This window comes from Rhodothermus marinus, assembly GCF_009936275.1.
GTDB lineage: Bacteria > Bacteroidota > Rhodothermia > Rhodothermales > Rhodothermaceae > Rhodothermus > Rhodothermus marinus_A.
Genome location: NZ_AP019797.1, coordinates 1903498 through 1919765, shown reverse-complemented (window position 1 = coordinate 1919765; position 16268 = coordinate 1903498). Strand labels below are relative to the sequence as shown.

Sequence of the window (16268 nt, the reverse complement as noted above, 5' to 3'; positions counted from 1 at the left end):
AAAGCGAATGGAAACCGAGACGTCCTGGATTGTGGCCATGCAACGCGGGTGCCCGCGGGCTTTCAGTCTGCTGTACCGGGCTTATTACGAGCGGTTGCTCGGAGTGGCCGCGCGCCGGCTGGGCGAAGAGGCGGCGGCGCAGGATGTCGTGCAGGACGTGTTTCTGAAACTCTGGGAGCGGCGCGCCCACTGGAAGGTGTACGGGAACGTCGAGGCCTACCTGCACCAGGCCGTCTGCAACCGGGTGCGCGACTATCAGCGCCGGGCGCGGTTGCGGAAGGGGCTGGAAGTGCCGCTGGAACCCCGGCATGACGTGATGGGGCGAAGCAGTCCGGAAAGCCGGTTGCTCCTCCGGGAACGCTACCGGCTGCTCGAAGCCGAGCTGGCACGCATGCCCCGGCGCATGCGGACGGCTTTTGTGCTTTCGCGCTGGTACGGGTATCGTCATCCGGAGATTGCCCGCCTGATGCACATCTCCCCGCGAACGGTCGAGGTGCATGTGCGGCGGGCACTTCGTCGCCTGCAACGGGCCTTGCAGGAAGATCATGAGGCGACTGGGGCGCACGCTCCGGTCGGCTAACGAACGTACGTCATCCATCTAAACAGAGGTAGGTCATGGGTCGTCAACGATTGATGGAACGTGTCCGGCAAGCGGCCGTCGTTGCCCGGCCGGGCACGATTGTGCTGGTTTTGTTGGGACTGCTCTGGCTGGGGACTGTCGGGAGTGTCTATGCCCAGGTGGTCGTGTCCGGCCAGGTAACCTCGGCCGAGGACGGCCAGCCGTTGCCCGGTGTCAACATCGTGGTGAAAGGCACAGCCATTGGCACGGCTACCGATCTGGACGGGCGCTATTCGTTGGCGGTGCCTTCGCCCAACGATACGCTGGTCTTCTCGTTTGTGGGCTTCGAGACCGTCAGCATTCCGGTAGCCGGACGCTCGGTGATCGACGTGCAACTGCAACCGGCCGTGATCACCGGCGAAGAGGTGGTGGTGATCGGCTACGGAACGGTGCGGCAGCGGGAGGTCTCCGGGGCCGTCACCACGGTCAGCGCAGAGGAACTGAATCCGCTGGCCACGCTCTCGATCAACCAGATGGTGCAGGGGAAGGTGCCGGGATTGAGCATGCAGGTGCGTACCACGCAGCCCGGCGGCGGCGTCTCGGTCAACGTGCGCGGCGCCATCTCGCCACGCGGCAACAACACGCCGCTCTACGTGATCGACGGTGTGCCCATCACCGAGTACCGCCAGTCGGATCCGGGGCTCTATGACCGGGACCTCGGGTTCTACGGGGGCGTGGATCGCGATCCACTGGCATTTCTGAATCCTGCCGACATCGAATCGATTACCGTGCTGAAGGACGCCGCGGCGGCAGCTATCTACGGTTCGGCGGCTGCCAACGGCGTGGTGCTGATCACGACGAAATCCGGGCGGGCTGGCGCCGTGCGCGTCGACTATCGCGGCAGCTACTCGGCGCAGCTCATGCAGGACTACTTCCCGCTGCTGAACGCCCGCCAGTTCATGGAGGAGCAGCGGCGGCTTTCGTACGACCGCTACCTTTTTGAAAACGGGCTCCCGCCCTACGGCACGCGCGATCCCGGTAGTGTGACGCCCTACACGCCGCTCTTTACCGACGCGGACATTCAGGCGGCCGGTAAAGGCACCGACTGGATCGACCTGATTTCCGAAAACGGGCGCATTATCGAACACAATATCGCTGTGCGTGGAGGCTCGCCCGGTACGCAATTCTACACGTCCTTCAACGTGCAGCTCAACGACGCCGTCCTGAAGAACTCCACACTCAACCGCTACAGTCTTCGGGTAAACGTCGACCAGACAATCTCTTCCCGCGTACGGCTCAAACTCCGCACGCAGGCCACGCGGCTGGAAGGCAACAACGCCTCGACGGGTGCTAATGCCGGAGGACCGGAGAAATTCAACATGATTCAGAACGCCATGACGTTCGCGCCCACGGTGCCCGTCTATGACGAGAATGGCAACTTTACGAAGTCCTACTATCGCATCCAGATGAACCCGGCCGCCTTTCTCATCATCGACGACGACAGCCGGGTAACCTCGCTGTTTGCTGCGCCCACGCTGGAGGTGGATCTGACCGACCAGTTGCAGCTTACCGTCGTCGGTCAGGTTCAGGAGGAGACCACGCTGCGTGGCTTCTATCTGCCGCGTCGGGCTGACCACGACGTGTTGCCCGAGGGCATGGCGCAGAAAAGCACGAACAGCGTTCAGAACTACAGCGCCGAGTCGTACCTGACCTACACGGGACGGCTGGGCCCGGGCGACCTGACGGCCGTCGCCGGCGCCGGCTACTACCGCGGCGGGACGGAAGGCAGCTTCATGCAGGGCGTGGGCTTTTTCACGGACGCCTTCAGCTACCACAACCTGGAGGTCAGCAGCGACCGACTGCGCAACATCGTAGACTCCTGGAAAAGCTCGCGCACGAAGCTCTCGCAGTTTGCCCGCGTGAACTATTCGCTCTATGACCGCTACGTACTGACGCTGGTAGCCCGTCGCGACGGCTCGAGCATTTTCTCCGAAAACCACAAGTGGGGCTTTTTCCCGGGTGTTTCGGCCGCCTGGCTGATTTCGGAAGAGCCCTTCATGCAGAACGTGAGCGGTCTGTCGCAGCTCAAGTTGCGCGTCAGCTACGGCGAAGCCGGCAACGAAAGCGTGCTCAGCGGCAACACGCTGCAGCTCTATAGCGCAGGCTATCCGTTCCTGATCGGCGCGACCGAATACAACGGCGTGGCCGTCTCGCAGGTGGCCAACCCGAATCTGAAGTGGGAGACGGTCCAGACCTTCAACGTCGGGCTGGACTTCGCCTTCTGGCAGTATCGGGTGCGGGGCTCGCTGGACTTCTTCGTGAAGACGGCACGGGACCTGCTGGATTTCAACCCATTGCCTGCGAACAATCCGGTGGGGCGCGTGGCCGACAATGTGGGCTCCACGCGCAGCCGGGGCTTCGAGCTGGCGCTGCACACCGACAACCTGACGGGCTCTCGCTTCCGCTGGAATACCGACCTGACGCTCTCCTACTACAAGAGCTACTGGGTGGAGCGGAACCCGCAGGTGCCGCTGCCACCTTACGTGGGCGAGCACGATCCGCTGGACGTCATCTACGGCTGGGAGACGGCCGGGATCATTCGCAGAGAGGCGGATCGTCCCGACTATATGCCCAATGCCAACCTGGGCAACCTGATCTTCGTCGACCAGAACGGCGATGGCGTGCTGGATGCGCAGGATGTGGTCATCCTGGGGAACACCACGCCGCGCTGGCAACTGGGCCTGAATAACACGATCTCGATCGGAAATTTCGATCTGAACGTGTTCGTCTACGGCTACCTGGGCTTCAAGCGGTACAACAACTTCGCGCCCAATGTCGATGCGATCTCGCAGCTTACCACGCCAATGAACACGACGATCTACGCCCGGGAGATCTGGTCGACGGACCGGCCGGACGGCACGCGGCCGGGGGTGGCGGCCAACCCCTACGCCACGAACAACCCGACGGGCAATACGGATTTCGACCTGCACGATGCCAGTTTCCTCCGGCTGAAGAGCATTACGCTGGGCTACACGATCCCCCGGCGCTGGCTGGGCGGCGTGGCTTCTACCGTGCAGCGCGCCCGGCTGTTTGTGGATCTGCAGAATCTGGGCGTGCTGACCGACTATCCGGGGTTCGATCCGGAATACACCGAGCCCAATCCCTACCCCAAATACACCACCGTGACCGTCGGGGTGGAACTGGGATTCTGAAGGGACACGCTAACGCGAAAACAACGAGTTGATCGCCATGAAACGCTTTCGTCTATCGACCGCCTGGCTCGTGGCATGGATCGGACTGACCGGCACGCTGCTGGTCGGCTGCTCCGATATGCTCGAGCCGGAAGTGTACAGCGAACTGACACCGGAGACCTTCTTCTCGTCGGAAGCCGACTTCAACAGCGCGGTCGTCGCCATCTACAATGCTTTTTCGACCGACTGGGGTACGACAGACCTGGGCGACGGCCAGTGGTATGCGGCGCTCTACAACCACGACCGCAAAACCTACTGGGCCCGCAGCGAAATCACTACCGACGAGTACGCCACCGGCTGGGACCCGACCTTCACCACGTTCTCCTGGGGACCGGCCACGTTCTCCGGCGTGGAAGCCTCCAATTACATGAAGATTCGCTACGTGGCCCGCGCTACGGACGTCATCGACAAGATCGAAAAATCCACGGCGCCGGTACCGGAGCACATCAAGGCCCGCTACATCGCCGAGGCCAAGGTGCTCCGGGCCTGGCTGATGTACATCCTGTACGACTTTTTCGGGCCGGTCAACGTCAAACTGGATCCCGCCACGCTCTACAGCACGGAAATCACGCCGCGTCCTTCCCGCGAAGAATACGTGGCGGCCATCGAGCGGGATCTCCAGGAGGCCATCCCGAACCTGCCGGACAAATACAACGACGATCCCGCCAACTGGGGACGGGTGAGCAAGGGCGTGGCCCGCATGCTGTTGCTTCGGCTTTACATGCACGAGAAACGCTGGGCCGAGGCGGAAAACGTGGCCCGTGAGCTCATGAACATGGGCTATACGCTGATGCCCGAGTACACGCAGATCTGTGAGGAGCGCAATCCCGAGCTGATCTACGCGGTGCCGGCCGACGCCTCGTCGCCCAACTGGTACTGGATGGAAATCCTCCCCAACGATTTCGCCTCGGCACAGGTCGGCGATCAGACGATCACCGGGCCGCAGGGGTGGGGTGGTTTCTGGATGCCCTGGGACTTCTACGATCAGTATGAAGCCGGCGATAAGCGACTGTATACGATCCTCGACAGTTACACGAACGTGCGCGGGCAGCTCATCACGCGCCAGCGGATGCGCGGTGCGATTCCACTCAAGTGCATTGGCGATCTGGGCACCTCGGCCGGAGCTGAGATCGACTGGCCGGTCTTCCGCTATGCCGAGGTGTTGCTGTCGCTGGCCGAGGCGATCAACGAGCAGCGCGGCCCCACAGCCGAGGCCCTTCAGTACGTGAACATGGTCCGGGAGCGGGCCGGCGTGGCGCCCTGGACGCCCGATCAGTTTACCTCGAAAGAACAATTGCGCGACTCGCTGCTGGTCGAGCGCGGCCGTGAACTCTACAGCGAGGGAGTCCGTCGCCAGGACCTGATCCGCCACGGCAAGTTCATCGAGTACGCGCAGCGTCGCGGCATCAACGCGCAGCCGCACCACGTGCTCTTCCCGATCCCGCAGTTTGTGATCGACCAGAGCGGCGGCGTCATCGAACAGAACCCGGGTTACTGATGCAGCGGCCTCGTCGTACGTGGCTGGCGCTCGGGCTGGTGTCGGTGCTGCTTGTGGGGCACGGCACCGCCCGGGCGCAGGCCTTTTATTTCGGACACGACCTCTCCTACGCGAACCAGATGGAGGATTGCGGGGCCACGTTCAAAGAAGGGGGCGTCGAAAAAGACATCTATCGGATTTTCGCCGATCACGGCACGAACCTGGTCCGGCTCCGCCTCTGGGTCGACCCCACCTGGCAGCAGCAGTTGCAGCAGCCGCCGGGCGTCAAGCCGCAGTACAGCGATCTGGCCGACGTGCGGGAGGCCATCGCCCGCGCGAAAGCGGCAGGTATGCAGGTGCTGCTGGACTTTCACTACTCCGACTTCTGGGCCGATCCCGGCCGACAGGTCATTCCAGCCCGCTGGCGCTCGGTAGCCCATAACCTGGAGGCGCTGAAAGACTCGGTCTATGCCTACACCTACGCGGTGCTGACCACACTGGACCGGGAAGGACTCATGCCCGAGATCGTCCAGGTCGGCAACGAAAACAACAGCGGAATTCTGATTCACGCCGACATGGACGAAAATTACAACGGGATTAATCCCGTTGACTGGCGCTGGTCACGCCACGCGCAGCTTTTCAATGCGGCCATTCGGGCCGTGCGCGATGCCGGGGCCGCGGGCTCGGTGATGCCAAAGATCGCACTCCACTACGCCGGCCTGAACGGCAGCGTGCAGCACTTCCAGCGGCTGATCAGTCTGGGCGTGACCGACTTCGACATCATGGGGCTTTCGTACTATTACGCCTTCCACGGCGGGAGCATTGCCGAGCTGGGCGCTACGATTCGGGAGCTGGTCGACCGCTTCCCGGATTACCAGATCATGGTGCTGGAGACCGCCTACCCCTGGACCTCGCGCAACTATGACGCACTGGGCAATCTGCTCAACACGCCGGATCCCGACTACTATCCGTTTTCGCCCGAGATGCAGCGCACCTATATGGTGGACCTGACGCGCACGGTCATCCAGGCAGGTGGGAGAGGAGTGGTATTCTGGGAACCGGACTGGGTCTCGACGCCGTGCCGCACGCCCTGGGGGCAGGGCTCTTCCTTCGAGCACGTGGCCTTCTTCGAGCCGGGCACCTACAACCTGATCGCCAACGGTGGGATCGGCTGGACGCACCGCGAGTGGTACGCCGATCTGCTGAACACCGGCGAGGCCATCACGCCCGAGACGCCGGTGCTGCTGGAAGCCGTCTATCCCGTACCCTTTCGAAATCGCCTCACCGTAACGTATCGGCTGGTCCGACCGCAGCAGGTTACCGTACAGGTGCTCGATGTACTGGGACGCATTGTAGCCACGTTGAGCACGGGGCGGCAACCGGCCGGCCTGCACCGCCTTTTCTGGCAACCCGCAGCGCTCCCGACCGGACGCTACCTGCTCCGCGTGCAGACGTCGGACCGTACGGAAAGCCGCTGGCTGTTTTACATCCCCGAATAGCCGCACCTTCCGGACGTGCACACGCGGTCCCTCCCCGTCGGTCGACGAGGAGGGACCGCGCGTTTTTGCTTCAGAAAGCCACGTAAGTTCGAAAGACCGGCACGATGCGGATGGCCCGGATCTGCAGCGTCTGCTCGGGATCGCGCAGGTTATCCGGGATGGCCTCGGGCGGTAGATCGTCCAGGAAGGGCGCGTCGGGGTACAGCGGTCGGAAGTAACAGTACATTTCGTGGCGGATAAGCCGGCTCCAGAATCGCTTCAGCCCGATACGCCAGGGCCGGCCGTAGTAGAAGTGGTCGTCCACGAGCTGGCCGTCGATGAAGGCCATGCCCGTGTCGCCTACGTAGTCGATGTCGACGAACACTTCGTGCAGCGGCTCCGGCAGGCGCTCCTGTCCGACGCGCAGCACAAGGCGATCGCGACGCACGCGCTCCACCTGCACCTCGGGGCGCACGGCCGGCACCGTGACCCGGTAGGCCGAAAGGGCCGGATGGGGCGGTGCCGTCACCGAAACGGTGCCCGGTCGCACCCGGGGCGGCCGCAGCCGCTTCGGGTACAGTGCCAGCGTGACGGCCGACGTGTCTTCAAGTTGCAGTTCGTGCAGCGCGTCGTGCGCCAGCACGGCAGCTTCCGAAAAGGCCAGGTACGAGCCGTCGTCCAGCGTGAGCCGCCAGGCGCTGAGCGCCATCTGTTTTGGAAACAGCGCGAAAACGATGGGGCGGCCGCTCCGATCGATAGCGGTGAAGGTGGCCGGACGGTCGGCCGGGCAGTGCACATAGACCGTTCCGGGTGTCGTATCGAGCCGGCAGTCGCCGGCGTTCAGCTCCTGGAGCGTGGCCTGTGCAAAGGCGAATTCGGGTGGAATGCCCTCCAGGGCGACAAAAGCGTGGTGCAGCGTGTCGCGCACGTGCAGCACGGCCAGCGGCTGGGCCGTGGCATACCGCAGCCAGAGATCACCGATCGGGAGGTTGAAAGGCAGAATGGCCGAGGCTTCCGCCTTCAGCGTGAACGTGCCCGCTCGGGGAATGACGAGCGTGTCGCGCCGGGTGTAGACGATCAGACGCAGGTCGGTCAGGTCGTGCATGGCGACGTGATCCTGAAAGTTGTGCATGAAGAGAAAGCCGCCGGTGCCATCCGAGCGGGCCGCATAGCGCAGCGTGTCGGTGGTCGTCGGACGCAGTTGCGTGGCCGTTTCGGGAAGGACGACGGCCATCGGCGCCAGCCGCGCACCGTAGTCCTGCAGAAAGAAGTGTAGCAATTTGAGATAATGGAAGGAAGGACGTAGCTGGCCGTACTGGCCGATCGGCGCCTGGAAATCGTAGTTGATGCGTGGTACGCCGATCGCTTCGTCGCTGAAGTAGAAAAAGCGGCCGCGCGGGGTGGCGCCGCCGTGGTACATGTAGTAGCCGATGCCGTTGGCACCGCTACCGAGCTGTCGTACGATCTGAGCCTCCAGGCTTCGAGGTGGAATGGTAGGGCGTCGGGTGTAGGTTACCTGAATGCCCCCGAACAGCTCGGCACCGAGCACCGGGTACAGCGAAGGATCGTAGCTGACCGGTGCATAGTCGGGCGTCTGCTGCAGGTTACGAAACAGATACAACGGCGAAGGCTGAATCGGCGCCCAGGTGGGATAGGGGTAGGCCGAATTGACGGGCAGCGTCTCCAGCGGAGCAATGGCGGCGTTGCCCCATCCCGTGGCCGTGTAGAGCGGTACGTCCATGCCGGCCTCCCGGGCCAGTTGTTTCAGCCGAAGCATGTGCTCCGAACCCGGCACGCCGGGATCGGAAGCCGAGGCGGTCCATTCGGGCGGCTGGCCCGGATACGAGAAAGCCCAGGGCGCCGCCGAATGCTCGTATTCGTTTTCGAGCTGGATGGCGATGATCGGACCACCGTCCTTGAAGTACAGCCCCTCGAGCTGACGAGCGACCTCCCGGTAGTAGCGGGCCACATAGGCCAGATATTCCGGATCGTTCGAACGCACCCGGAAAGGCCGGCCGTAGAGCCAGTCGGGAAGGCCGCCGTTGCGGATTTCCGCGTGGATGAACGGTCCCACCCGCACGATGGCCCACAGGCCGTTTTTCGCCACCAGCTCCAGAAAATGACGCAGGTTGCGGTTGCCCGTCCAGTCGAAATGCCCTTCGGTCTCCTCATGGATGATCCAGAACACGTAGGTGGCCACAACCTGAATGCCTCCGGCTTTCATCTTGCGCAGTTCCTCGTCCCACGACGCGGACGGGTAGCGGACGTAGTGGAACTCGCCGACCAGCGGAAACCACGGGCGTCCGTTGTATTCCAGGTAGAAACTGTTGACGCCGATCGTGTCGCCCCGTGGACTGGAGCCGCCCATGTGCAAATGGCCGCGGCGGATATCCACATGAGCCGGACGCACGTCCAGCGTGTAGATCTGTTGCGCACTGGCCGTACTGGCAACAGACAACAGGAACGAAATGACCGGCAGACAGAAAGCGTGACGCATGACTGCTCCGGACGGTTGATGGTGCGCAGGATGTTCACCAGTAAAGACGGACGACCGGCGCCTTTCCCGTACGGCCTTTCGCAAAAGATCGAAAAGAATGCACCGTCGGCTGGCACGGGGCGCGTCGGATGGGTTAACTTTGAAGGATCTTGCACGGAGGATTGTTCGTTTCGGCAACATCCGACGCGGACCGGAGCCATCGAAAACCATGCGGCACGACTACGAAGCGGTTATCGGCCTGGAAGTGCACTGTCAGCTCCTGACGGCCTCCAAAGCGTTCAGCCCGGAGTCCACCCAGTTCGGGGATCCGCCCAACACGAACGTCGATCCGATCAGCCTGGGACATCCGGGCACGCTCCCCGTGCTGAACGCACGCATGGTGGAATACACGATCCGCATGGGGCTGGCCACGAACTGCAAGATCGCCGAGCGCTCCATCTTTGCTCGTAAACATTACTTCTATCCGGACCTGCCCAAGGGCTATCAGATTTCACAGTACGAGACGCCCATCTGCTACGACGGCTGGGTCGAGATCGAACTGGAGCCAGAAGGCGACGGACAGGAGCCCGTGCGCAAGCGGATCGGAATCATTCGAATCCACATGGAAGAAGATGCGGGCAAGTCGCTGCACGACCAGGACCCGTACCACACGCTGCTGGACTTCAACCGCTGCGGTGTGCCGCTGATCGAGATCGTCTCGGCGCCCGACATCCGCTCGCCCCGCGAGGCGGCGCTCTACATGCAGAAGATCCGCCAGATCGTACGCTACCTGGGCATTTCCGACGGCAACATGGAGGAAGGCTCGCTGCGCTGCGACGCGAACGTGTCGGTGCGGCGACGGGGCGAGACGAAACTGGGCACGAAGACCGAGATCAAGAACCTGAACTCGTTCCGCAACGTCGAGCGGGCGCTTGAATACGAAATCCGACGCCAGATCGCCATTCTGGAGCGGGGCGGGGAGGTGGTGCAGGAAACGCGTCTCTGGGACGCCGTGCGCCAGGAGACGCGTCCCATGCGCACCAAGGAGGAGGCGCACGACTACCGCTACTTCCCGGACCCGGACCTGGTGCCCGTCGTAGTGACGGCCGACATGCTCGAGCGCATCCGGGCCGAAATGCCCGAGATGCCCGAGGTGCGGCGGCAGCGTTTCATGGAGGAGCTGAGCCTGCCGGCCTACGACGCGGGCGTGCTGACCGAAGAACGCGGCGTGGCCGACTACTACGAGGCGACGCTGGCCGCGCTGGCCCGTCTGATGCCCGAGGGCGACCGGAAGGTGCAGGCCAAGGCCGTCTCGAACTTCGTGATGACCGAGGTGCTCCGGGTGCTGAACGAGCGCTCGATCGACATCCGCGAATTTCCCATCGAGCCGGAACGCCTGGCCGAGCTGGTCCGGCTACGACTGGAAGACCGCGTCAGCTCGAGCGGCGCCCAGGAGATTTTCAACACGATGCTCGAAGACCCGCGTCGGCCTGAGGAAATCGCCGAGGCGCACAACCTGCTACAGGTCTCCGACGAAAGCGCCCTGATTCCGGTAGTGGAGGCCGTGCTGGCCGAAAATCCGGACAAGGTGCAGACCTATCTGAACGGCAAGACCGGCCTGCTGGGCTTCTTTATCGGGCAGGTCATGCGGCGCTTCGAGGGAGCGCCGGATCCCAAGCTGGTGCGGCGACTGCTGGAAGAACGGCTGGAGGCGGCCCGTGCGGCCGGCCAGGAAACGAAATAACCGGAACGGCGCAATGAAGTACCGCGCAGGTTTGCTGGCGGCCCTCGGGTTGAGTCTGCTGCTGGGTTGCCGCACCCGTACGCCGGAGCCGATGGTGCAGAGCGTGCTGACGGGGCGGCTGACCGTCCGGGCCGAGGTGGATTCCATCCCGGACTACCGTGACTTTGAGGTGCTGGTTTACCGTCAGGTGGCCGGCGAGCCCGACACGCTGGGACTGGCCGTGACCGACAGTACGGGCCACTTCGCCATGACCATCCGGGCGCCGGCACCCGGTCTCTATCCGCTCCGTATCAGCCGGCGAGGCGCGGCGCTGGCCAGCAGCGTGCTGGTAGTGGCCGACGGCGACTCGGCCACGCTCCGGGCCGAATTCCCGCTGGAAGGGCGACGCTTGCTGGTGCGCTCCCGCGAAAATGCCGCCTGGCTCGCCTACCAGAACGCCATTGCGCAGCACAATCAGGACCTGCTCCGGCAACTCCAGACGGCGCCCGACTCGGCCGCGCTGGCGCAGATCGTCGAACGCACGCTGGCACTGCTCGAAAGCGTGGAACGCACTTACCCGAACACGCTCGGGGCGCAATGGGCGGCGGCCGAGGCCGTCCGGCTCCTGGCCGGGTGGAACGACACGCTGGCGCTGGCCCGCTTCGACAGCCTTTCGCCCGACAACCCGCGCTATCTGGAGGCCGTGCAGGCCATCCGGCAGGCACTGGCACGCCGTGACGGCCAGCAGGCCACCGTGCGCTGGCTGACGGCGCTTCGCGAGCGGTTGCGCAGACCCGAACTGCGGGTGGCCGTGCAGGCCGAGCTGGTGCAGGCCTACATGGACAGCCTCCAGGACGAGGCAGCCCGCGCCGCGCTCGACGAGCTGGCGCGCATGACGGCCGACAGCACCTGGCTGCGCTGGGCCGAGCGCGTCCGCTACGAACTGGACCACCTGCGGCCGGGCATGGAAGCACCGTTTTTTGTGGTTACCACGACGGCCGGGCGCACCATTACGCTCGACGACCTGCGGGGGAGCTACGTGCTGCTCGAATTCTTCTGGCCGGAGGATCCGACCTACCTGAACGAACTGGCCTATCGCAACGCCCTGGCCGAAACCTACCGCGCGTTGCCGCTGAACGTGCTGGCCTTCTCGGTGCAGCCCGACACGACCGTCAACGAAGCCTTCCACGAGCGCTTCGTGCAGGCCGGGCAGGCGGTCATCCTTCCCGGGGGTCTCCGGGATCCGATCGCCGAGCGCTACAACGTCACGACGCTTCCCGTGCGCTGGCTGATCGGGCCGGACGGACGCATTCTGGGACGCTTCGAAGGCGCCGGAGCGCTGGCCCGCCTGCAGCAGACGCTGGCCCGGTTGCAGAGCGGAACCCACGAATCCTCGCCTTCCTGACAAACCCTCGACAGAAAAACCATGCTGGTAGCCGGTAACTGGAAAATGCACACGGATCGGGAGGAAGCCATTCGGCTGGCCGAAGCCGTCGTCGCCGAAGTGGGCGATCCCGGTCCGGTACAGGTGGCCGTCTGTCCGCCGTTTGTCAACCTGGAAGTGGTGCGGCAGGTCATCGAAGGCACGCCGATCCGACTGGGCGCGCAGAACATGCACTACGAGGAGGTGGGCGCCTACACGGGCGAGGTGTCGGCACCCATGCTGAAGTCGGTAGGGTGCCGGTACGTGATTCTCGGCCACTCGGAGCGGCGCCAGTACTTCGGCGAGACCGACGAAGGCGTCAACCGCAAGATCAAACGGGCCCTTCAGTACGAGTTGATTCCGATCGTCTGTGTGGGGGAGACGCTGGAAGAACGACAGGCCGGCCAGGCGGCAGCCGTGGTGGAGCGTCAGGTGCGGGCCGCGCTCGACGGCGTTACGCTGACCTCGGCCGAGGCGCTGGTGATCGCCTACGAGCCGGTCTGGGCTATCGGAACGGGCCACACGGCCACGCCGGAGCAGGCGCAGGAGATGCACGCGCTGATTCGTCGCCTGCTGATCGACCGGTACGGCGAGGCCATCGGCCGTGCACTGCACATCCTGTACGGGGGGAGCGTCAAACCGGGCAATGCGGCCGATCTGTTCGCGCAGCCGGACGTCGATGGTGGGCTGATCGGTGGCGCCAGCCTGAAGGCCGCCGACTTCGCGGCAATCGTGCGGGCTGCCCACGGCTGAGTAGACGTTGGCGCACGGCCTGTAACCGGATGGGATCCTTCCGGGCTACGCCGGTCTTTTTATTGCAGATCCGGGAGAGATTGTCGGGTCATGTATGCCGTGAGGACGCGTTCGGAAACGGTAGCCGGAGCGGCTTCCGTTGCCTGATACGAACGCGAAGGCGTTTGTAGTGCCTCGCGAAGGTATCAGTCGGGATCGTGAAAGACACCGGCCCGGACGCCAGTTACCTCTTTTGGATCAGAAAAGACGCGAATGCCGGGGCTGCAGGTATGCCCGTGCAACGACAGACGGCCTGGCTCGGATGGATCGGGGTATTGATCCTGGTAGGGGTAGGCACAGGATGCGGAAGCGCTCGTCCGGTCGCGGTGGAAGGGTACGAGGAAGGGGGACCTTCGTTTGTGCTGGAGGCCATTCCGGTGTTGCGCGACACGCAGCCGGGACTTGAACTGTACCTGGGGCTTCGGCCGCGCACGCTCGTCTTTACGCATGTCGATACGGCCTATCAGGCCGTCTACGAAGTGCTGGTGCGGTTGCTGGACGAAAAGGGCCGTGTGCGTTACGAGCAGGCCTTCGACGACACGCTACGGGTACCGACCTTTGCCGCCACGCGCGCGCATGCGCTGCACCTGTGGCATCGGTTCGTGCCGTACCGGTCGGGGCGGTACCGGCTGGAGGTGACGGTGACCGATCGGCACAGCCGGCATTACACGACGCGGCGCCGCCGGGTCTATCTGCCGGATCCGGCCGGCCGTGGGCCGTTGCTGAGTCCGGTCTGGCTGGAGCGGCGCGTGGCGAACGGGCGCTACGAGGTCCATCCGGGGCTTCATGTGGCGGCCGGTGTCGATTCGCTGCGGGCGGCCGTCGAGCTGTTCAAGCTGGTGCCGCGGCATCGGGTGCGGGTCCAGTTGCTGTTACTGCAATTTCCGACAGATACCAGCGCGGCACGCCCACCATACGACCTGATGCCGGCGCCCGGCTCGCTGGCATACCGGGGCGTCCGGTACGACCGCCCGGAGACGCTCCAGGTGTCCACGCGTCAGGTGGAGGGACTCAGCGGCTCGGTTCGGATCGATTTCATGCTGCCGCCGCTGGTCGAGCGCGGCGTCTATCGGGTGGAGGTGACGGCTCAGGTCGAAGGACAGAAGCAGCCCGCCGTCAGCCGCCGCGAACTGGCCGTACATGGTCCGACCTTTCCGCAGGTGGAAACGCTGGACCAGATGGCCGAGGCGCTGGTGTACCTGACCTACCCGGACGAATGGGAGCAGCTTCGAGCTGCCCGCACGTCCGCGGAATTACGCGCCCGATTCGATGCCTTCTGGGGGCGTCTGGTGGGCGACCGGCGCAAGGCGGCCCGCCTGCTGCGTCTGTACTACGAGCGCGTCGAGCAGGCCAACCTGCAGTTTTCCACCTTCAAAGAGGGGTGGCGAACCGACCGCGGCATGGTGTACATCATGCTGGGACCGCCTTACGTCGTCGAGGATCGCATCGACGAACAGATCTGGTACTACACCTACAGCGAGCAGGACCCCCGCTATACGTTCGTGTTCGAGCGGGTGCGCTGGCCCGGCTCACCGTTCGTCAACTACGTGCTTCGCCGCCAGCCGTACTACTACGACATGTGGCACCGGGCGCTGACGTACTGGCGCACCGGCCAGGTGCTTTAGTCATCGTTGCCGTTGGCCGGCACGTAGAACTGGCGGATGGCCCGGATGGCCGTCGGATCGCCCGAAATGCGCCGTGCCGTCTCGACAATGTGCAGCAGTTGCTCCTGAGAAAGCGGCCTGTCGATGGCGCTCACCTCGTAGGCGAACCCGTAGCGGCTGAAGTCCCGGTGGCTCGACTGCAGGTTGCTGGCGCCGGCCTCGTAGATGGCGTCGCTGATGGCCTTCTTCGTACCGCGGGCGTCGCTGTGCACGACGCTGAGCACCCAGTAGGGCGGCTCGGCATCGACGCCGATCACCTGACCGGGACTGAACACTGTGTCGCGCACGGTGCCGTACCGGTTGAATAGATGGGCGGTACCGGCCACATGAGCGGCGATGCGGGGCTGGGCTTCCTCGGTAGCCGCGCCGATGTGTGGCGTGCAGACGATCTCCGGAATGCCGGCGTACGGGTTGTGCCAGGGTTCGTCCTTGCTGGCCGGTTCTTCAGGGTAGACGTCCACGGCGGCCGCCTGCACGTGCCCTTCGCGTACGGCCCGGATCAGGTCTTCCGGCTCGTGGATGAATCCGCGGGCTGCATTGATGAAAATGCGCGGGCTGTTGGGACCACGGTCCGCGCCGAGCTGGGCGAAGTGTTCGTAGGTGATCAGGTTGCGGTTCGAGCGGCCCCGGTGGTCTTCGGCCGAGACGTGCACCGTCACGAAGTCGGCCACGCGGAACGCCTCGGTCAGCGTCCGGCACGCCTTCCAGCCCAGCGTCACGCCCACCTCGCGGGCCACTTCGCGGTTGTCGTAGAAGTAAACCTCCATGCCGAACTTCTCGGCCATCTGGGCCACCTGCTTGCCGATGTTGCCCAGCCCGATGATGGAGATCGTCTTGCCCAGCAGTTCGTAGCGCTTGCGGTTGTCCTTGGTCCAGATGTGCCGGTGGGCGGCCTCGTTGGCCTGAAAGACGCGGCGCGCCAGGCAGATCATCTCGCCGAAGACCAGCTCGACCACCGAGCGGGCATTGCTAATGGGGTCGTTCATCACCATGACCCCTTCGCGCGCGCAGGCCTCCTTGTCGACCGAGTCGTCGCCGATGCAGCAGAGGATCACGGCGGCCAGGTTCTCCGAGGCCCGGAGCACGCGCTCGTCCACAATGAAACGACTACGCTTGAAGAGCAGGTCGTGCCGCCCTTCTTTCAGCCGCGCGATCACCGCCTCGGGGTTCTGCACCACCGAATCGGGCAGCCGCTCCGGCTCGATCCCCTGGGCGCGCAGGTAGTCGTCCAGACTCGGGTCCGGATTCTCCAGAATAAGGGCCTTTTTAAACTGCTCGTTCAGAAAACGGACACCGTCGATCTTGGGCATGGGACCGTGATCCGGAATCGCATGAAGCAGAACGCCTGGCTCTTCAACGCAGAGAATGTAGGAAGGGTGCGCGATGATATGTAGCGGCCGACGGACGGGAAGCGCTTCTTTTCTT

Annotated in this window: 10 protein-coding genes; 8 read left to right on the top strand and 2 right to left on the bottom strand. The window is 64.1% G+C overall.

What is annotated here, in order from left to right:
* Positions 1-7 precede the first annotated feature (7 nt).
* Genes GYH26_RS08270 through GYH26_RS08255 form a run of 4 tightly spaced genes read left to right on the top strand, consistent with a single transcriptional unit; the run spans position 8 to position 6786 of the window.
* The gene (locus GYH26_RS08270) at positions 8-580 is read left to right on the top strand and encodes an RNA polymerase sigma factor (RefSeq protein ID WP_161541251.1); all 573 of its coding nucleotides are present in this window, start codon (positions 8-10) and stop codon (positions 578-580) included.
* A 35-nt stretch (positions 581-615) separates the two neighbouring features.
* Positions 616-3771 (top strand): SusC/RagA family TonB-linked outer membrane protein, encoded by a 3156-nt coding sequence (locus GYH26_RS08265; protein WP_161541250.1) that lies wholly within the window; start codon positions 616-618, stop codon positions 3769-3771.
* Positions 3772-3808: 37 nt separating this feature from the next.
* Positions 3809-5308 (top strand): RagB/SusD family nutrient uptake outer membrane protein, encoded by a 1500-nt coding sequence (locus GYH26_RS08260; RefSeq protein ID WP_161541249.1) that lies wholly within the window; start codon positions 3809-3811, stop codon positions 5306-5308.
* Complete coding sequence (locus tag GYH26_RS08255; RefSeq protein ID WP_161541248.1) at positions 5308-6786, top strand: glycosyl hydrolase 53 family protein; 1479 nt, start codon at positions 5308-5310, stop codon at positions 6784-6786. The genes GYH26_RS08260 and GYH26_RS08255 overlap by 1 nt, the downstream gene beginning before the upstream one ends.
* Before the next feature lie 70 nt (positions 6787-6856).
* On the opposite strand, the gene GYH26_RS08250 is transcribed toward GYH26_RS08255, so the two are convergent.
* Positions 6857-9262 carry a beta-galactosidase gene (locus tag GYH26_RS08250; RefSeq protein ID WP_161541247.1) on the bottom strand — a complete coding sequence of 802 codons (2406 nt, stop codon included), beginning with the start codon at positions 9260-9262 and terminating at the stop codon, positions 6857-6859.
* 208 nt (positions 9263-9470) lie between these two features.
* Between GYH26_RS08250 and gatB the strand changes: the two genes are divergently transcribed.
* The 4 genes from gatB (at position 9471) to GYH26_RS08230 (ending at position 14804) form a co-directional block, all read left to right on the top strand.
* A complete protein-coding gene (gene gatB, locus GYH26_RS08245; RefSeq protein WP_161541246.1) occupies positions 9471-10985 on the top strand; it encodes an Asp-tRNA(Asn)/Glu-tRNA(Gln) amidotransferase subunit GatB in 1515 nt (504 codons plus the stop codon).
* 13 nt (positions 10986-10998) lie between these two features.
* Positions 10999-12369 (top strand): redoxin domain-containing protein, encoded by a 1371-nt coding sequence (locus tag GYH26_RS08240; protein WP_161541245.1) that lies wholly within the window; start codon positions 10999-11001, stop codon positions 12367-12369.
* A gap of 21 nt (positions 12370-12390) precedes the next feature.
* Complete coding sequence (gene tpiA / locus GYH26_RS08235; RefSeq protein ID WP_161541244.1) at positions 12391-13140, top strand: triose-phosphate isomerase; 750 nt, start codon at positions 12391-12393, stop codon at positions 13138-13140.
* Between the two features lie 269 nt (positions 13141-13409).
* Positions 13410-14804, top strand: coding sequence for a GWxTD domain-containing protein (locus GYH26_RS08230; protein ID WP_161541243.1), 1395 nt, complete (start codon positions 13410-13412; stop codon positions 14802-14804).
* On the opposite strand, the gene GYH26_RS08225 is transcribed toward GYH26_RS08230, so the two are convergent.
* Complete coding sequence (locus GYH26_RS08225) at positions 14801-16153, bottom strand: phosphoglycerate dehydrogenase (RefSeq protein ID WP_161541242.1); 1353 nt, start codon at positions 16151-16153, stop codon at positions 14801-14803. The genes GYH26_RS08230 and GYH26_RS08225 overlap by 4 nt on opposite strands.
* Positions 16154-16268: the final 115 nt, after the last annotated feature.